Source organism: Streptomyces sp. NPDC048278 (genome assembly GCF_040652195.1).
GTDB lineage: Bacteria > Actinomycetota > Actinomycetes > Streptomycetales > Streptomycetaceae > Streptomyces.
On sequence record NZ_JBEZLP010000010.1, the window covers coordinates 1 to 17,643 of the forward strand.

At 71.3% G+C, this 17,643-nt stretch carries 21 protein-coding genes; 12 read left to right on the forward strand and 9 right to left on the reverse strand.

Annotated elements, in window-relative coordinates; genetic code table 11:
• Positions 1-928, reverse strand: a 928-nt coding sequence (locus AB0D74_RS19020; protein WP_362587646.1) for an AMP-binding protein, incomplete at its 3' end; no start/stop codon positions are given.
• Positions 925-1,356, reverse strand: a complete 432-nt coding sequence (gene paaI, locus AB0D74_RS19025; RefSeq protein WP_217555826.1) for a hydroxyphenylacetyl-CoA thioesterase PaaI — start codon at positions 1,354-1,356, stop codon at positions 925-927. The genes AB0D74_RS19020 and paaI, both read right to left, overlap by 4 nt.
• Before the next feature lie 203 nt (positions 1,357-1,559).
• Between paaI and AB0D74_RS19030 the strand changes: the two genes are divergently transcribed.
• The 7 genes from AB0D74_RS19030 to AB0D74_RS19060 all read left to right on the forward strand — a co-directional run bounded on the left by AB0D74_RS19030 (position 1,560) and on the right by AB0D74_RS19060 (position 7,524).
• The gene (locus AB0D74_RS19030; RefSeq protein WP_362587650.1) at positions 1,560-2,780 is read left to right on the forward strand and encodes an acetyl-CoA C-acyltransferase; all 1,221 of its coding nucleotides are present in this window, start codon (positions 1,560-1,562) and stop codon (positions 2,778-2,780) included.
• A gap of 215 nt (positions 2,781-2,995) precedes the next feature.
• Complete coding sequence (gene paaA / locus AB0D74_RS19035) at positions 2,996-3,967, forward strand: 1,2-phenylacetyl-CoA epoxidase subunit PaaA (RefSeq protein ID WP_362587653.1); 972 nt, start codon at positions 2,996-2,998, stop codon at positions 3,965-3,967.
• Positions 3,964-4,254, forward strand: a complete 291-nt coding sequence (gene paaB / locus AB0D74_RS19040) for a 1,2-phenylacetyl-CoA epoxidase subunit PaaB (RefSeq protein WP_362587656.1) — start codon at positions 3,964-3,966, stop codon at positions 4,252-4,254. The genes paaA and paaB overlap by 4 nt, the downstream gene beginning before the upstream one ends.
• Positions 4,255-4,263: 9 nt before the next feature.
• Positions 4,264-5,094, forward strand: coding sequence for a 1,2-phenylacetyl-CoA epoxidase subunit PaaC (gene paaC, locus AB0D74_RS19045; protein ID WP_362587659.1), 831 nt, complete (start codon positions 4,264-4,266; stop codon positions 5,092-5,094).
• Positions 5,088-5,603, forward strand: a complete 516-nt coding sequence (gene paaD, locus AB0D74_RS19050) for a 1,2-phenylacetyl-CoA epoxidase subunit PaaD (protein WP_362587662.1) — start codon at positions 5,088-5,090, stop codon at positions 5,601-5,603. Before paaC ends, paaD begins: the two co-directional genes overlap by 7 nt.
• Positions 5,603-6,715, forward strand: a complete 1,113-nt coding sequence (gene paaE, locus AB0D74_RS19055; protein WP_362587665.1) for a 1,2-phenylacetyl-CoA epoxidase subunit PaaE — start codon at positions 5,603-5,605, stop codon at positions 6,713-6,715. The genes paaD and paaE overlap by 1 nt, the downstream gene beginning before the upstream one ends.
• A gap of 110 nt (positions 6,716-6,825) precedes the next feature.
• Complete coding sequence (locus AB0D74_RS19060) at positions 6,826-7,524, forward strand: DinB family protein (RefSeq protein WP_362587668.1); 699 nt, start codon at positions 6,826-6,828, stop codon at positions 7,522-7,524.
• A 99-nt stretch (positions 7,525-7,623) separates the two neighbouring features.
• Here the strand turns inward: AB0D74_RS19060 and AB0D74_RS19065 are convergent, their stop codons facing one another.
• The 7 genes from AB0D74_RS19065 to AB0D74_RS19095 all read right to left on the reverse strand — a co-directional run bounded on the left by AB0D74_RS19065 (position 7,624) and on the right by AB0D74_RS19095 (position 13,174).
• Entirely contained in the window at positions 7,624-8,448 is an 825-nt protein-coding gene (locus AB0D74_RS19065) for a DUF1684 domain-containing protein (RefSeq protein ID WP_362587671.1), read from the reverse strand.
• Positions 8,449-8,591: 143 nt separating this feature from the next.
• Positions 8,592-9,689 (reverse strand): zinc-binding alcohol dehydrogenase family protein, encoded by a 1,098-nt coding sequence (locus tag AB0D74_RS19070; RefSeq protein WP_362587674.1) that lies wholly within the window; start codon positions 9,687-9,689, stop codon positions 8,592-8,594.
• Positions 9,690-9,800: 111 nt separating this feature from the next.
• A complete protein-coding gene (locus AB0D74_RS19075; protein WP_362587677.1) occupies positions 9,801-10,739 on the reverse strand; it encodes a ketoacyl-ACP synthase III in 939 nt (312 codons plus the stop codon).
• Positions 10,736-10,984 carry an acyl carrier protein gene (locus tag AB0D74_RS19080; protein ID WP_362587680.1) on the reverse strand — a complete coding sequence of 83 codons (249 nt, stop codon included), beginning with the start codon at positions 10,982-10,984 and terminating at the stop codon, positions 10,736-10,738. Before AB0D74_RS19080 ends, AB0D74_RS19075 begins: the two co-directional genes overlap by 4 nt.
• A complete protein-coding gene (locus tag AB0D74_RS19085; RefSeq protein ID WP_362587683.1) occupies positions 10,981-11,286 on the reverse strand; it encodes a lipoyl domain-containing protein in 306 nt (101 codons plus the stop codon). Before AB0D74_RS19085 ends, AB0D74_RS19080 begins: the two co-directional genes overlap by 4 nt.
• Positions 11,283-12,266, reverse strand: a complete 984-nt coding sequence (locus AB0D74_RS19090; protein WP_362587686.1) for a transketolase C-terminal domain-containing protein — start codon at positions 12,264-12,266, stop codon at positions 11,283-11,285. Before AB0D74_RS19090 ends, AB0D74_RS19085 begins: the two co-directional genes overlap by 4 nt.
• Positions 12,260-13,174 carry a thiamine pyrophosphate-dependent enzyme gene (locus AB0D74_RS19095; RefSeq protein ID WP_362587688.1) on the reverse strand — a complete coding sequence of 305 codons (915 nt, stop codon included), beginning with the start codon at positions 13,172-13,174 and terminating at the stop codon, positions 12,260-12,262. The genes AB0D74_RS19090 and AB0D74_RS19095 overlap by 7 nt, the downstream gene beginning before the upstream one ends.
• Before the next feature lie 421 nt (positions 13,175-13,595).
• Between AB0D74_RS19095 and AB0D74_RS19100 the strand changes: the two genes are divergently transcribed.
• From AB0D74_RS19100 to AB0D74_RS19120, 5 genes are all read left to right on the forward strand, one after another.
• The gene (locus tag AB0D74_RS19100) at positions 13,596-13,811 is read left to right on the forward strand and encodes an MbtH family protein (protein WP_362587691.1); all 216 of its coding nucleotides are present in this window, start codon (positions 13,596-13,598) and stop codon (positions 13,809-13,811) included.
• 95 nt (positions 13,812-13,906) lie between these two features.
• Positions 13,907-14,500 carry an LmbU family transcriptional regulator gene (locus AB0D74_RS19105; protein WP_362587694.1) on the forward strand — a complete coding sequence of 198 codons (594 nt, stop codon included), beginning with the start codon at positions 13,907-13,909 and terminating at the stop codon, positions 14,498-14,500.
• Between the two features lie 82 nt (positions 14,501-14,582).
• Positions 14,583-16,172, forward strand: a complete 1,590-nt coding sequence (locus AB0D74_RS19110) for an amino acid adenylation domain-containing protein (RefSeq protein ID WP_362587697.1) — start codon at positions 14,583-14,585, stop codon at positions 16,170-16,172.
• Positions 16,173-16,206: 34 nt separating this feature from the next.
• Positions 16,207-16,440, forward strand: coding sequence for an acyl carrier protein (locus AB0D74_RS19115; protein ID WP_362587699.1), 234 nt, complete (start codon positions 16,207-16,209; stop codon positions 16,438-16,440).
• Between the two features lie 9 nt (positions 16,441-16,449).
• On the forward strand, positions 16,450-17,637 hold the full coding sequence (locus AB0D74_RS19120; protein WP_362587702.1) for an NAD(P)/FAD-dependent oxidoreductase: 1,188 nt from the start codon (positions 16,450-16,452) through the stop codon (positions 17,635-17,637).
• Positions 17,638-17,643: the final 6 nt, after the last annotated feature.

Below are 17,643 nucleotides of genomic sequence, written 5' to 3' on the forward strand. Positions count from 1 at the left end.
TGGTCAGCGAGGTGAAGACCAGTTCGCCGCTCTCGCCCTCCGCCAGCGCCTCGTCGGTCAGCGGATCCACGACCTCCGGGTAGAAGTGGTCCTCCCAGACGTGCAGCCCGTCCTTGGTCTCCACGCACTCCTGCGCGACCCCCGGGCCGATGACCTCGGACAGCCCGTAGATGTCGACCGCGTGGATGTCCAGGCGCTCCTCGATCTCGCGGCGCATCTCCTCCGTCCACGGCTCCGCGCCGAAGATGCCGACCTCCAGGGAGGTGGAGCGGGGGTCGACGCCCTGGCGCTCGAACTCGTCCAGCAGGGTCAGCATGTAGGACGGCGTGACCATGATGATCTCGGGCCGGAAGTCCTGGATGATCTGCACCTGGCGCGCGGTCATGCCGCCGGAGGCGGGAATCACCGTGCAGCCGGCGCGTTCGGCGCCGTAGTGGGCGCCCAGGCCGCCGGTGAACAGGCCGTAGCCGTAGGAGACATGGACCTTGTGCCCCGGGCGGCCACCGGCGGCCCGGATGGAACGGGCCACGACGTCCGCCCACATGGACAGGTCGTTGTCGGTGTAGCCGACCACGGTGGGCCGGCCGGTGGTACCGCTGGACGCGTGCACGCGCCGCACCTCGGACATCGGCACCGCGAACATGCCGAAGGGGTAGGTGTCGCGCAGGTCCACCTTGGTCGTGAAGGGGAAGCGGGCGAGGTCCGCGAGGGTGCGGCAGTCGTCCGGACCCACGCCGGCCGCGTCGAACTTCTTCCGGTACAGCTCCACGTCGTCGTACGCGTGCCGCAGCGTCGTGCGCAGCCTGGTGAGCTGGAGCGCCCGGACCTCCTCGCGGGACATCCGCTCGGCCTCGTCGAGCAGGGCCTCGGGGAGCGGCTCCCCCCTGCGGGTGCCCCTCGGCTCGGGCGCGATCACTTCGCTGCTCATTGCGGCTCCTCGTTCTGCGTGCGGAGGGTGCGACTACGGCCGCGGAACTCCGCGATCACCTCGTCGCCGCGCACGACACTCACGTCGTAGACACCGCTGCGGCCGAACCGGACGCGCTCCCGCGCGGTGGCGACCAGCACGTCGCCCTCGTAGGCGGGCGCGACGAAGTCGATGTCGGCCCCGGCGGCGACGGTGACCGGCCCGTGGCTGTTGCAGGCGCAGGCGAAGGCCGTGTCGGCGAGCAGGAAGACATGCCCGCCGTGGGCGATGCGGTGCCCGTTGACCTGCGAGGCGGTCACGGTCATCCGCAGCACGGCCGTCCCCTCGCCGTGCTCCAGCAACTCGATCCCGAGCCGCCGGGACGCCTCGTCCGCGGCGAACATCGTCTCGACGGGGCCAGGCGTCGTCCCGGGTACCTGGGTCGTCATTTCCACCACCTTGTGAACCGACCGAACATTCGGTTAGCGTGCGGCGTGGTCAAGTAATCCAGCAACACACCTGCATGTCAAGGGGTGGTGCGCAGGCCGCGGAAGCGCCCGCGCGGCCCTGTCCGACACCCCTACGCCACCGGCCGTCGCGCCGTCCCGCGGCCACGGCGGAGCGTGCACCCCGAAGCCGAGGAGACCGCCCGATGCCCGACGTCTACCTGATCGACGGGGCCCGCACCCCGCAGGGCCGCTACGGCGGTGCCCTGGCCGCCGTCCGCCCCGACGACCTCGCCGCCCTCGTCGTAGGCGAGGCCGTCCGGCGCTCCGGCGTCCCCGGCGAAGCCGTGGACGAGGTCGTCCTGGGAGCCGCCAACCAGGCGGGCGAGGACAACCGGGACGTGGCCCGGATGGCGGTGCTGCTCGCCGGGCTGCCGCACACCGTGCCCGGCTACACCGTCAACCGCCTGTGCGCCTCCGGCCTCACGGCCGTCGCCTCGGCCGCCCAGGCGATCCGCGCCGGCGAGGCGGACCTCGTGGTCGCCGGGGGAGTGGAGTCCATGACCCGGGCGCCCTGGGTCATGGAGAAGCCCGGCACCCCGTGGGCCAAGCCGGGACAGGTGTACGACACCGCCCTGGGCTGGCGGTTCACCAACCCGCGCTTCACCGCCGCCGACCGCGAGGTGCCCGCGGACGCCGGACCCGAGGCGGTCAGGGTCACGCTGTCCATGGGCGAGACCGCGGAAGAGGTCGCCGCCCTGGACGGCATCACCCGTGCCGACTCCGACGCCTTCGCCCTGCGCAGCCACCGGCGGGCGGTGGCCGCCCAGGAGGCGGGCCGCTTCGACCGCGAGATCGTCCCCGTACCGGTGCGCGACGGCGAGGTCACCCGGGACGAGGGCCCCCGCCCCTCCACCACCCTGGAGAAGCTGGGCTCCCTGCGCACCGTCTTCCGCGCGGACGGCATCGTCACGGCGGGCTCCTCCTCGCCCCTGTCCGACGGCGCCGCCGCCCTCGTGGTCGCGAGCGCCCAGGCGGTGCGGCGGTACGGCCTCACCCCGCGCGCCCGGATCGTCGCCTCGGCCTCGGCGGGTGTCCGGCCCGACCTCATGGGCCTGGGTCCGGTCCCCGCCACCGAGAAGGTCCTGGCCCGCGCCGGCCGGCAGGCCGCCGACCTGGACGCCGTGGAGCTCAACGAGGCGTTCGCCGCCCAGGCCCTGGCGGTGATCCGCCGCCTCGGGCTCGACGAGGACAAGGTCAACGCCGACGGCGGCGCCATCGCCCTCGGCCATCCGCTCGGCTGCTCCGGCGCCCGCATCCTGCTCACCCTGCTCGGCCGCCTCGAACGCGAGAACGGCCGCCACGGCCTGGCCACACTCTGCGTCGGCGTGGGCCAGGGCGTCGCACTCCTCGTGGAGCGGGTGTGACCACCTCGCTGTCGTACGGCAGCATCCTGCCGGTCCAGGAGAGCTCCCCCGGGTCTGCGAGCGGCCGGAGCGGGGCCCCGGGCCGCTGCTCCTGACCGGCCCCGGCGGGATCCGTCCGGGCCGCTGCGGGTACTGATCGGCGTAGGCCCTTGCCAGACGGGGGAGGGCGGCCCTTATGATGAACCGAACGAATGGTCGGTTGGGAGTTGGTGGAGATGACTGAAGCGGCCGGAACGGACGCCGGGCCCGATCTGGAGTCCCACTTCGAGGCGACGATCTCGCGTGACCAGCGGATCGAGCCGCGCGACTGGATGCCGGAGGGCTATCGCAGGACGCTGATCCGGCAGATCGCCCAGCACGCGCACTCGGAGATCATCGGCATGCAGCCGGAAGGCGAGTGGATCACCAGGGCGCCCTCGCTGCGCCGCAAGGCGATCCTGTTCGCCAAGGTCCAGGACGAGGCCGGCCACGGCCTGTACCTGTACTCGGCCGCCGAGACCCTGGGCGCCGACCGCGCGGACCTCACCGAGCGCCTGATCGAAGGCCGCCAGAAGTACTCGTCCATCTTCAACTACCCGACGCTCAGCTACGCGGACGTCGGCGTCATCGGCTGGTTCGTGGACGGCGCGGCCATCTGCAACCAGGTGCCGCTGTGCCGCAGCTCGTACGGCCCCTACGCGCGCGCGATGGTGCGGATCTGCAAGGAGGAGTCCTTCCACCAGCGCCAGGGCTACGAACTGCTGATGACCATGATGCGCGGCACCGACGCCCAGCGGGAGATGGTCCAGGACGCCGTGGACCGCTGGTGGTGGCCCTCCCTGATGATGTTCGGCCCGCCCGACGACGACTCGCCCAACTCCGCCCGGTCGATGGCCTGGAAGATCAAGCGGCACAGCAACGACGAACTGCGCCGGCGCTTCGTCGACATGACCGTGCCGCAGGCGGCCCGGCTCGGCGTCACCCTGCCCGACCCCGAGCTGCGCTGGAACGAGGAGCGCGGCCACCACGACTTCGGCACCCCCGACTTCTCCGAGCTGAAGGAAGTCATCAGCGGCAACGGCCCGTGCAACGCGGAGCGCGTCGAGCGCCGGCGGGCCGCCCACGAGGAAGGCGCCTGGGTGCGTGCCGCCGCCGGCGCCCACGCCGCCAAGCAGGCCGCCCGAGCCCGCGAGGAGGCAGTGGCATGAGCGACACCGGGAACTGGCCCCTGTACGAGATCTTCATCCGCGGCAAGCGCGGCCTCAACCACGTCCACGTCGGCTCGCTGCACGCGGCCGACGACCAGATGGCCCTCACCCACGCCCGCGACCTGTACACCCGGCGCAACGAGGGCGTCAGCATCTGGGCCGTGCGCTCCGAGCACATCGCCGCCTCCAGCCGGGACGAGAAGGACCCCTTCTTCGACCCCAGCGCCGACAAGGTCTACCGCCACCCGACCTTCTACGACATCCCCGACGATGTCCCGCACATCTAGGAGCCGGTGATGAGCGACGACCACGTCTACCTGAGCCTGGCCGAGGGCCACGACGACAGCGACGCCCGCTGGGCCTTCGGCACCGGCTTCGAGGACCCGCTGTACGGCGTCGACACCTCCGTGCCCGAGGGCGTCGACGCCGCCGCACTGGCCGCCCGCTGCCTGGCGCTCGGCGACGACGCCCTGGTGCTCGCCCAGCGGCTCGCCGAATGGGTCACCCGCGCCCCCGAGCTGGAGGAGGAGGTGGCCCTGGCCAACATCGGCCTCGACCTGCTGGGCCAGACCCGCCTGCTCTACTCCCGCGCCGGCCAGACCGACGGCACCGGCCGCACGGAGGACGCCTACGCCTACTTCCGGGACGCCGCCGACTTCCGCAACGTACGCCTCGCCGAACTCCCCAACGGCGACTTCGCGTTCTCCGTCCTGCGGCTCCTGGTGTTCGCGAGCTGGCGGCTCGCCCACTTCACCGGACTGGCCTCCGCACCCGACCCGGTGCTCGCGGCGATCGCGGCCAAGGGCGTCAAGGAGCTCACCTACCACCGGCAGTACGCCGCCGAGTGGGTCGTACGCCTCGGCGACGGCACGGAGGAGTCCCGTGCCCGGATGCTGACCGCCCTGGAGGCGCAGGCGCCCTACTGGGAGGAGCTGTTCGCCGCCCACGACGTGCGCGACGCGGTGCTGGCCGACCTCCACCAGGTCCTCGACGCCGCCGGACTCCCCATGCCGAGCGCCCCGCCGCTGCCCGGCCAGGGGCGCGAAGGCGAGCACACCGGCCATCTGGCCCCGCTCCTCGCCGAGTTGCAGAGCGTGGCCCGCGCCCACCCGGAGGCGACATGGTGACCGTCCTGGCCGACGCCCGGCGGGCCCGGCACATCGCCGAACAGGTGCCCGACCCGGAACTCCCCATGCTCACCCTCGCCGACCTCGGCGTACTGCGGGACGTCACCGTCGAGCCCGACGGCACGGTGGTCGCCGACCTCACCCCGACCTACTCCGGGTGCCCCGCCATGGCCGAGATGCGCGCCGGGGTCGCCGCCCGGCTGCGGTCCGCCGGCTTCCGCCGCGTGGAGATCCGCACGGTCCTCGACCCGCCCTGGACCAGCGACTGGATCACCCCCGAAGGCCGCCGCAAACTCGCCGACCACGGCATCGCACCGCCCCACACCGCGCCCCGGCGCCCCGCGGGTCCCGTCCCGCTGGACCTGTCGCCGACCCGGCGCACGGTTCCGTGTCCCCGCTGCGGATCGGCCGCCACCGAGGAGACCTCCCGGTTCGCGGCCACCTCCTGCAAGGCGCTGTGGCGCTGCCTCAGCTGCCGGGAGCCGTTCGAGTACGTCAAGGAGATCTGATGGCAGAGCTGACGGCACCGACCGCCGGTGCCCCCGCGACGACAGCACGCCGGCGCCGCCCTGCCTTCCACCCCCTGCGCGTCGCCGCCGTCCAGCCCCTGTGCGAGGACGCCGTCGCGGTCACCTTCGACATCCCCCCGGCCCTGGCGGAGGAGTTCGCGTTCGGCCCCGGCCAGTCGCTCACCCTCCGCCGCGAGGTCGACGGGCGCGACGAGCGGCGCTCCTACTCGATCTGCTCGCCGGCCGGCACCGCGCCGCGCATCGGCGTCCGCGAGGTGCCCGGCGGACTCTTCTCGTCCTGGCTGGTCCACGAGGTGCGCCCGGGCGACACCGTCGAGGTGATGGCCCCCACCGGAGCCTTCACCCCCGACCTCACGGTCCCCGGCCACCACGTGCTCATCGCCGCTGGCTCGGGCATCACCCCGATGATGTCCATCGCCGAGTCGGTCCTCGCCGCCGACGACCGCTCGACGGTGACGCTGTTCTACGGCAACCGCCGCACCGACACCGTGATGTTCGCCGACGAACTCGCCGACCTGAAGGACGAGTACCGCACCCGCTTCCATCTCGCCCACGTCCTCTCCCGCGAGCCCCGGGAGGCCGAACTCCTCTCCGGCCGCCTCGACGGCGACCGCCTCGGCGCGCTCGTCGACGGCCTGGTCGACGTCGGGGGCGCCGACCACTGGTGGCTGTGCGGCCCGCACGGCATGGTCCTCGACGCGCAGAAGGTGCTCGCCGGACTGGGCGTTCCGGCCGGCCGGATCCACCAGGAGCTGTTCTTCGCCGACGAGCCGATCGAGCCCGTCCGCCACGAGGAGGCGGCGGCGACCGGCCCGGCCAGCGAGGTCACCGTCACCCTGGACGGCCGCTCCACGACCGCCCGCCTCCCGCGTGAGCGCAGCATCCTCGACTCCGCCGCCCGCATCCGCCCCGACCTCCCCTTCGCCTGCAAGGGAGGCGTCTGCGGGACCTGCCGCGCGCGCATCACGGACGGCGAGGCGGACATGCGCCGGAACTACGCCCTTGAGCCCGCCGAGGTCGCCGCCGGGTACGTCCTCACCTGCCAGTCCTACCCGGTCTCCGAGTCGCTGACGGTCGACTACGACAGCTGACGGCTCGCGGTCTCCTCCCGAGCTCCGGAATTGCGTCGCGCGTCCCGCGGGGGAGTGACTACGCTCCGCCCGACGCGTGACGGGACGGACTACCGCGAGGGGGACCAGGCATGGGGACCGGTCGACTGGGCTTGCTGCTCGACCAGTTCGACACCGCGAGGGAGCGGGCACAGGTACGTCTGACGGACCTCGGCGACGAGGAGTACCTGTGGGAGCCGGTGCCCGGCTCCTGGTCGATCCGGCGGCGCGGTGAGGCGACGACACCCAGGGCGTACGGTCCTGGTGACTGGGTGCTCGACAAAGGCGCGCCCGACATCCCCGCGAGCGAGTACGCCGAGGTGGCCCGGCAGGCCGCCGCCGGCATGAGCGTCGCCAAGATCGCCGACGACTGGAGCGTCGGCGTCGAGCGGGTCGAGGAGATCCTCGCCCGCACCGGCCCGCCGGAGCCCGACCGGAGCGCGGTCACCACCATCGCCTGGCGGCTCGGGCACCTGCACTCGGGCCTCGTCGGCCGCTGGGAGTGGACCTTCGGCGACCGGCGGCGGGACCCCGCGCAACTGGTCGACTTCACGCCCGTCGCGGCCGTGGCCCTCGACCGGTTCTGGGCGGACGCGGACCGGTGGCGCGACAGCGTCGCCGAGGTCACCGACGAGCAGCTCGACACCGTCGGCTTCTCCCGGTACCCGTACGGCTCCGATCCCGACGACCTCTTCGTCGACGTGCTGCAGGACACCAACCTCGAAGTCATCCACCACATGGCCGAGATCGCCCTGCTCCGCGACCTGTGGCAGGCCGGCCGCCCGTCCTGAGGCGCCCCGCAGGGGGCGCGCTTCCGCGGAGCGCTCAGTCCTCCGCCGATGTCGGCCGCACCGGACCCGCCACCTGCCTGCACGGCCCTGCCGTCGGGGTCAGGAACCGCCGCGCTCGCGCGGGATCCTCTGCCCGGCCTCGACCGCCACCGGCAGCCGGTTCTCGGCCGGTGGCAGCGGGCAGGTGGCCAGGTCCGTGTAGGCGCACGGCAGGTTCGCCGCGCGGTTGAAGTCCAGGACCACCGTGCCGTCGGCGGCGGGCGGTCCGACGGACAGGGACCGGTTGGCGGCGTAGGTGGTGACCCCGGAGGTCGCGTCCGTGAACAGCACCATCAGCGCGCCCGGACCGTGTCCGGGGAACGCGGTCAGGGACAGGTGCCGCCCCGCCAGCTCGAACTCGATCCGGCCCGGGGCGTCGTAGACGTGCTCAAGGCCCTCCACCGCGGCGCCCACCGTGGTCGGCCGCGGCTCGTCGAAGGGGACGTACCGGCCTGCCACGACCCAGCGCGGGTCGGGGGCGTAGGCGGGGGTTCCGGTGAAGGCGGTGCGCAGCGGAGCGTCCGGGTGCCGGGGGCGCACGATGTCGTTCCCGCCGCGCTTGGCGACCTCGATGACCGCGTCGCCCCAGACCGCTTCGACACCGCTGCGTTCGGCAAGCACACCGAAGCGGAGCTCACCCCGCACCGGCGTCCCGTCGACGACCAGCTCCTCGCCGTCGTCCAGGACGACGGCGACCCCGTCCGGGCCGGTGCGCCAGGCCCCCGGGGCGTCGGGGAAGCGCTGCGGCCGGTGGTCGAGCCAGTGCAGACCGGTGACGGCCAGGAACCCGTGCGGAGCGGAGATCCGGGCCTCCTGCGTCCGCTGCCAGTCCTGCCAGCTCTCGGTGAAGACCTGGAGATCCGTCGTGGTGGCCTCAGTCGTCATGCGTCCTCTTTCGTCGGGCGAGGCTCTGCAACAGCCATGCCAGTCAGAACGGGGGCGGACGAACCCGCATTCCGGACCGTGTGTGACAGCTTCTTGTCAGTCGTGTGTCACGGGGAGGCGGACGGTGTCGTCCTGCTCTTCGGTCAGAGCGGGTTGACGCGGTACATCGGGAAGTACGATCCGATCTTTCCGTTCGCGTAGTCGTCGGCCAGGTCGGGTACCCGGTCGAAGTCGTAGACGACGGTCGACCCCTCGGGTGTCATCCAGCCGTCGGTCTCCATGAAGTCCCGGATACGCGGGGAGTCGGGCAGCCGCCACACGTGTGTGTTCACGTGGATGTGCCGGGCGATGGACTCGGCTCCCCGCAGATGCGACAGGCGCATGCCCGCCTTCCAGCCGCACGTGGCGACGACCCCCTCCCGGGCCAGGGCGTTGAGGGTGACGTCGTACAGGGGCTCCCCGATGTTGTCCACGAAGATCGCGACGCCGTGGCCGTCGCTCAGGTCTTTGACCGTGTCGAGAAAGGCCCCGACGGATGCACGGCGCCGCCGGTGGCGGTCCCGGTCGGTCCGTTCCTGCCGGGTGGGCAGCGAGAGGTCGGGAAACCGGCGGCGGTCCACCGGGGTGATGCCGTGGCCGCGGAGGAAGGCCACACGCTCGTCCGATCCCGCTGCCATCGCCACGCGGAATCCGGCCCGCTTGGCCAGCATCAGCTCGGCGAAGGCCACGCCGCCGCCCCACCCGAACACCAGGTGGTTGGCGGGATCGTCGTCGGCGACCTGAGTGCGCCAGCACCCGTACGCCTTGCTCCAGTTGTCCCAGGCAGTGAAGTACCGCCCGTACGCGGCCCACTGCGGCAGTGAGTACGCCGTCGCCTCGGGGATCGGCAGGAGCAGCCGTGCGTCCATCTTCGAGCGTCTGGCCAGCAGGCCGATGGTGCGGGGGCAGTCGTACGCGTAGGCCAGTTCGGCGTAGTCGAAGCGGTCCAGCTTGCCGAACGGCAGGAGCAGGCACAGATCCCCTTCCCCGACCTGGGCGCGCCCGCTCTCCGGGTGGACCTTGAGCACGCGCACCACGCCGAGGTTGCCGAGGACCACCGCGTCCTCGCCTCGACTGCTGCACACGTCGATCGGTGAACGGGCCAGCGCATGGTCCATGTTGGCCTCCCAGGAGCCTAGGATCGGCTCCACCAGCGCCTCGCCCTTCTCCAGCGGGCCGAAGACGAACCGGTCACGGCGCAACGCGCCGCCGGGTCCGCCCGCGTGCGGTCCGGTCGTGGCACCGGACCGCAGAACCCAGGCCTCCGTCGAGTAGATGACAACCTCCTGTGTTCGAGCGGGCGTCGGACGCGGTCAGGAGGCCGCGGCGGACGGCACCCGGTAGTCGAGCGAGACGGCGCCCCAGGCTTCGCCCGCTCCGTATGCCACGGCTCCGAGCCGTCCCGAGCGAGGCAGCGAGCCGGCGTGCAACTCCTCGGCGAACGCCAGCGGTATGGAGGCGGACGACGTGTTCCCGGAGTTCTCGATCCGGTTGACGAAGGGCACGCCGAGAGGGGAGGCGAAACCGCGGACCTGTTCCAGGATGCGTCCGTTGGCCTGGTGGCCGACCAGGACGGTCGGCGCCGGACCGTGGTCGAACAGGTACTGCGCCGACTCCGACATCCGGCGCACGGCGCGGTCGTACACCTGCATCCCGTCCAGACGGATGCCGCCCGCGTCGGTCTCCCGCATGAGCGCCTCTTGGGCGCCGTCGCATCCGGAGGTCTGGCGGAAGCCCGCGAAATCGGCACGGTCCTGCACCAGCACGGCCGCCGACCCGTCGCCGAAGAGGCACGCCGTCTGCCGGTCCGTGCGGTCCACCATCCGGGACATGGCCTCCACCGAGCACACCAGGACCGACCGCGCCTGGCCGGCCTCGCAGAGCGAGACCCCGGTGACCAGGCCGTACACGAAGCCGCAGCAGGCCGCGTTCATGTCGAGGGCGAGCAACGCGGGCCCGAGACCGGCGAGTTGCGCCACCTTCGGTGCGATCCCCGGGATGCGCTGCCGCGACGAGGTGCTGACGACGATCAGGGCGTCGACCGACGAAGGGTCGTCCATCCTGGTCACGATCGGCGCGCAGGCCTCCGCCGCCACCTCCGCCAGCGGGGTCTCCTCCGGCAGCCAGGAACGAGCGGAGATACCGCTGCGGCGCCGGATCCACTCGTCCGTGAGACCGATCGACGCGAAATGGTCGTTGCCGATCCTCGGGCCTGGTTTCGCGGCGGCGATGTCGACGATGCCCGCGCTCATCCCTGGCTCGCCAACTTCACGAAATAGGCGCTGAAATCGCTGAGGAACGCGAAGCCCGCCGTCTCCCTCAGGTCCCCTTTGACCTGCAGTTCACGTTCCAGCTGCTGGTGCAGCTCGACGAGGTCGAGGGAGTCGAGGTCGAAGTCGGCGACCGGGCGGGCGAGGTCGGCGGGGCCCAGGGAGGGCTCGCGCTCGCGCAGTTTGGCCAGCATGACGTCCGCGATACGGCTTTCGACATCGCTCATGTTCGTTCCCCGTCCCCATGACTGGATCCCTGGATGCCGGGGGTGCGCGGCGGCTGGTCGGCGGCCAGCCGGTACAGCACCTCACCGGACCGCAGGATCGCGCCGGCCTGCGCGGCGAGGGCCGTGACCCGGCCGCCGCGCTCCGCCACGATCTCCGTGCTCGCTTTGTCGGTCTCGACGACCGCGACGACATCCCCCCGCTCGACGTGGTCGCCGACACCGGCGACCCACTCGATGAGCAGGGCCTCGCCGAGACCGTGCCCGAAGCCGGGAACGCACATGTCCACGGCGGAGTCGCTCACTTCGTCATCACCAGCACCTCGTCCTTGATCTCCTGTACATCGATCAGGTAGTCCTTCTCGAGATTCGCCGGGGGGTACGCGCGGCGGCCGGGCGCCAGCCGGCGCACCGGGCCGCGCAGCGTGTCGAAGCCGTACTCGGCGACCGAGGCGGCGATCTCCGCACCGATGCCGACGTCCTTGACCCCCTCGTGCACGACCAGCAGCCGGCCGGTGCGGGCGACGGAGCCCAGCACGGTCTCCATGTCGAGCGGAGCCACCCAGCGCAGGTCCACCACCTCGACGTCGACATCGGGGGCGAGCGCGTGGGCCGCTTCCAGCACCTCGTGGGCGATGGCGCCGAACGTGGCGATCGTCAGGTCCCTGCCGCGCCGTACGATCCGGGCCGCCGTCGGCGACCTCGGCGGCTCGGGGTCCCGGACGGGTGAACTCCGCCGGAAATACAAGCGGATCGGTTCGTACACGACCACGGGCGAGCCGAGGGTCACCGCGTGCCTCAGGATCTGGTCGGCGTCCTCGCCGGTGGACGGACAGGCCACCGAGATCCCGGGGAAGCGGGCGAAGAGCGCCTCGTTCGACTCGCTGTGGTGCTCGACGCCCCGGAACCCGCCGCCGGTCGGTATGCGGACCACCAGGCTGGGGCTGACCTGCCCGTTCCACCGGCCACCGACGCGCGCCGCCTGGGTCACCAGTTGGTTCACCGCGGGATAGGTGAACCCGTCGAACTGGATCTCGCAGACCGGCACCAGCCCGCTAAGCGCCATGCCGACGGCCTGGCCGACGATGGTGGACTCGGCCAGCAGCGAGTCGCGCACCCTGTCCTCGCCGAAGCGTTCGCGCAGGCCCCGGGTCACCCGGAACACCCCGCCCAGGCGTCCGATGTCCTCACCGAGCAGCAACAGTCTCGGATCCTTGTCGAGCAGGTCGGCGAGGGTCGCGTTGATCGACTCCGCCAGGCCGGCGCACGGTACCCCACTCAGCACGCGTACTCCTTGATCAACTGCTCGCGCAGCTCACGCAGTTCCCTGTCCACGGCATCGAGCCACGCGGTGTCCACGACGCCCAGGTCGCTCAGCCGGGCGGCATAGGCCGCCACCGGGTCCGCGGCCCTGGTCCGCCTGATGTCGTCGCGGCTGCGGTACACCTCCTGGGCGTCGGAGGTCGAGTGACCGTTGATACGCCCCACCTGGATCTCGACGAGGAAGGGCGCCCGCTCCGCGCGGACCCGGGCGACGGCCCGGGAGCAGGCGGAGAAGACCGATTCCGGATCCCGGCCCCGCACCCACGCGGACTCGATGCCGAACCCCCTGGCCCGCTCGGCCACCGAGGTGCGCATCTGTTCCGCGGCCGGCTTCGAGATGGCCCAGCCGTTGTTCTGACAGACGAACAGCACGGATGCGGACTCGACGGCGGCGAGATTCATCGCCTCCGACATGTCGCCCTCGCTGGTGGCGCCGTCGCCCACGTACACGACGACCAGGTCCTCGCGGCCCTGCAGCCGTTGTCCGACCGAGTAGCCGACGGCGTGCAGCGTCTGTGCGGCGAGGACGAGGGTGTAGGGGAAGAACCGCATGCGGTGCGGGTCCCACCCGCAGTACGTCCGGCCCGCCCACTGCGCGAACAACTCGACCGCCGTGACACCCCGCAGGAGCGCGACCGCGTGCTCACGGTAACTGGGGAACACGGTCGGCTCGGGTCCCACGGCGAGGGCGGAGCCGACCTGCGCCGCCTCCTGCCCTTGGCAGGACGGCCAGAGGTCGAGTGCGCCCTGCTTCTGGAGCTGGTGGGCTTCCTCGTCGATGCCTCTCGACACCAGCATGTGCCGCAACAGCAGCCGCCGGGTGTCGTCGTCCGGCCCCGACTCGTACTCGGATTCCGACTCAAAATCCATTGATCACCAGTCGCAGGTCCGTCGATGGGATTTCTGCCAACGTGTATGTGCCAACGTGTATGCCGACGTGTATATCGGCCGTGCGTGCTCGGACGCCTCGGCGGAAGAAGTCCGACCGGACCCGAATTAGCGCCGATGCATTCGCGGGCCGCTGATCGGCCATGGTGGCACAGAACTTCAGACGGATACAGGTCCCGATGGAAGGCCCGAGTTCCGTGATTCATTCGCCGTTGCGGCATTGACGGCCCGGTCCTGCGGTCCCCTACCGTGGGATCGGCGTTCCAGAGGGCCTGCGGATGCCGGGTGTCCCGTCGACAGGACAGCGCCGATCGGCGAACCTGCCCGGTCCCGGTGATTTCTCATTCCGTGTGGCCCTGTTTCCCCCTCCCGCATCAGCCCGAGACGGTAAAGGACGGTGCCAGTGAGCACGAACCCCTTCGACGACGAGAACGGCCGTTTCTTCGTCGTGGTCAACGACGAGGAGCAGCATTCCCTGTGGCCGGTGTTCGCCGATGTGCCCGCGGGCTGGCGAGTGGTTTTCGGCGAGGCGGCCAGAGCCGAGTGCCTGGAGTACGTCGAACGGAACTGGACCGACCTGCGCCCCAGGAGCCTGCGGGAGGCCATGGCGGCGGACTGAGCACCGCGGTGGACCGGCACGGTGATGCAGGCGACGTACAGCGCGATGCGGTGCTGCCCTTCGCGGGGTACCGGGCGCAGGTGCGGAAGTCGGGGATGACGTTCCCGCAGGACCTTTCGCAGCGGTCGTGGGAGCGCATCGGAGAGGGCCTGCGCGAGCTGGCGGACTCCTCGGTGTGGTGGCTCGCCGACTGGTTGATCTTCGGGGAGACCGCCTACGGCGTGCGGCGCTACCGCGAGGCGATCGACAGGACGGGGCTCGACCACCAGACACTGCGCAACTACGCCTGGGTGGCCCGGCGCTTCGAGCACCGGCGCAGGCGGGACGGTCTCAGCTTCGCCCACCACGCCGAGGTGACCCGGCTGTCGCCGCCCGAGCAGGACTACTGGCTGCGCCGGGCCGAACAGCAGAAGTGGTCGCGCAACGAACTCCGCAGAGCGGTCCGGGCCGGCCTGGCCGAGCAGCGTTCCCCCGTCGGCGACGACGGGCACCAAGCCTGCCGGCTTGACGAGCGGGACGCGCCGGACGAACCGAGAGGCGCCGCGGAGCTCCGCGGGGTCGCCACGCTCACGATCGAACTGTCCGTAGGCCAACTGGACCACTATTCGAGAGTGGCCGCCGCACACGGCCTTCCTGTCGCCACATGGGTGAGCCAGGTGCTCGCCGCCGCCGACCGGCATCCCGCCTAGAGCACCTCGCCGAGTGGTGCCTGTGCCGGGCGGCGGCCAGGTGACGCGCCCGACCGGACACCCGTCACATCGGAGTCAGCTGATGATCCTTGCGGGAAAGCGGGTGGCCCTGCCCTCGACGCCCGTCGTCCACAACCGGTTCGAGGCGCATGCCAGGGCGGCCCCCGACGCCGTCGCCGCGGTCTGTGCCGGACGGCGGGTGACCTACGGAGAACTGGACGCGCAGGCCAACCGGTTCGCGCGCTTCCTCATCGGGCGCGGGTACGGCCGGGGCGCGAAGGTCGGCGTCTGCCTCGACTACTCGATCGACATGGTCGTCGCCGTCCTCGGCACACTGAAGGCGGGCGCGGCGTATGTGCCGTTCGACCCGTCCTACCCCGCGGGAAGGCTCCGGGTGCTGCTGGGGCAGGTCCCCGGGCTCGGCCTGATCGTGGCCTCGCCGGCGACGGCCGGCCTCGTCGGCTCGGCGAGTGCCGAGGTCGTCGGGTTCGAGGAGCTGTCCGGTCGCCTCGCGGGGCTCTCCACGGCCGCTCCCGACGTGCCGGTCACCGGCGACGACGTGTGCTACGCGGTCTTCACCTCGGGATCGACCGGTATGCCGAAGGTGACCGCCGTACGCCACGAGGGCTGGTACAACCTGTTGAACTGGCTGACGACCGAGTGCGGGCTGCACTCCGGTTCGCACAACCTGGTCGTCAGCGCGTTCGGGTTCGACCTCTCCCAGCGCAGCCTGATGACGCCCCTGTTCTGCGGCGCCACCCAGTACCTGATGGCGAGTCGAAACTTCGACGCCGCGATGGCCTACCGCATGCTGACCGAGCACGGGATACGTATCGTGCACTGCGCTTCCAGCACGCTGTACCTGCTGGTGGACTGGGAGACCGCGCGCGGCGGTGATGCGCTCGCCCGGCTCGACCACGTCCTGTTCGGCGGCGAGCCGCTGCACGCCGAGCGGATCGCGGACTGGGCGCGACGCGAGGGGAACACCTGCACGCTCCTGCACCAGTACGGCGTCGCCGAGTGCACGGACGTCGCGACGTCGTACGACCTGGCCGGCCACTGGTCCGCCGGACACGACATCGCACCCGTCGGCAGGCCGCTCTTCAACACCGACATCCACATCCTCGACGAGCGGATGCGAAGTGTCGGGGCGGGGGAGTACGGCGAGATCTGCATCTCCGGGACCGGCGTCGGCGCCGGCTACCTCAACGGCACGGGTCCCGAGTCCGAGCGGTTCACGACCGTCCTGGCCGACGACGGCACGCCGCGCAGGCTGTACCGTACGGGCGACCGCGGCCACGTGAACGAGGCTGGTGACCTCGTCGTCGCCGGCCGGATGGACGCGCAGGTGAAGGTGCGGGGCATGCGCATCGACCCCGCCGACGTCGAGCGTGCGCTCGGCAGACTGCCCGGGGTCCGGCAGGCCGCCGTCATCGTCGCCCGCACCGACTCCGGCGAGGCCGAACTGATCGCGTTCGTCGTCCCTGCGGGGCACGAACTCGCGGAGCACGACCTACGCGCCCGCCTCCTGGAGAGTCTGCCGCGGAACATGGTTCCGGCCAGGTGCCTCAACATCGCGCGGATTCCCCTGAGTCCGCATGGAAAAGCGGACCGCGCGGCACTGGCCGAGGAATTCAGAATGCAGTACGCCGGCAGTGGGCGGACGTCATAGCCGACGGACCTTGATTACGAACGAAGGGGCTGTGATGATTGCCGAAAGCGTGCGCGCCATCTGGTGCCGGGAACTCCAGCGCGACGACATATCGCTCGACGACAATTTCTTCGCCCTGGGCGGCCAGTCCGTGATCATGGCCACCATTCAGCGGCATCTCATCGAGGAACTGGGTGTCGAAGTCCCTATGGACCAGATGTTCCTCAATCCCACGGTGGCGTCGATCTCCGCGTACATCGAATCCACGGGTGCGATAACCCAGCAGTAAGAGGGGGCCATGTACGACGTAGTTGTGACAGGCGCGCGTTGCGCGGGTTCGCCGGCGGCCATGCTGTTCGCGCGACAGGGATACCGGGTCCTGCTCCTGGAGAAGGCGCGGTTCCCGCAGGACACCCTTTCCTCGCACTACATCCACCAGCCCGGCGTGGCGCTGCTCGACCACTGGGGGCTGCTCGACGAACTGCGCACCGCGGGCTGCACCCCGATCGACCACCAGAGCTTCGAGGCCCCCGGAGTCCGGCTGGACGGCTTCTCCCTGCCGGTGGACGGCCACCGGACCACGTACGCGCCCCGGCGGTTCGTGCTCGACCCGATCCTCGCGCGCGGTGCCGTGGCATCCGGCGCCGAGTTCCGGGAGGGCTGCACGGTCAACGACCTGCTCTTCGAGGACGACCGGGTCGTCGGGGTGCGGTACACGACACCCGGCGGCGCCGAGGCGACGGAACGCGCGCGGCTGGTCGTCGGCGCGGACGGCATGCGATCCCTGGTGGCCCGCAAGACCGGCGCGCCCAACATCATCCAGCACCCTCGGATGACCTGCACCTACTACACCTACTGGTCCGGCGTCCCCGCGCACTTCGAGCTGTACGAACGACCGGGGCGCTGGATCGGCGTCATCCCCACCAATGACGACCTCAAACTGATCATGGCGTACTTCCCTCAGGAGGAGTTCGCCAGAGTCCGCACCGGGGTGGCGGACGCCTTCCTCGAAGCCGTCCGCACGACGACTCCCGAGTTGTACGAGCGGCTGTCCGCGGGCCGGCGAGTGGAGCAGTTCTACGGCACCGGGCACCAGGAGAACTACTTCCGCAAGGCCCACGGGCCGGGCTGGGTGCTGCTCGGCGACGCGGCCCACCACAAGGACTCCATCACCGCCCGTGGGATCACGGACGCCTTCATCCAGGCCCAGTCGCTCACCCGGCACATCGGCGACGGACTGCACGACGACGCCGCGCTCAACGCGGCGCTGAAGCGGTACGAGACCGACCTGGTCGACACCTTCCTCACCTTCTACCAGGGCGCGCTCAACGTGGCGGAACTCAGGCCGGAGGGCCAGACGGAAATGCTGCGGAGCCTGGTCGGTCACCAGCACCTGATCGACCGGTACTTCTCGACCCTGTCGGGCGCGTGCACCTTCGACGACTTCTACAACGACGAGCTCCTGGCGGTACTCGATCAGAGCTGAGTGGCG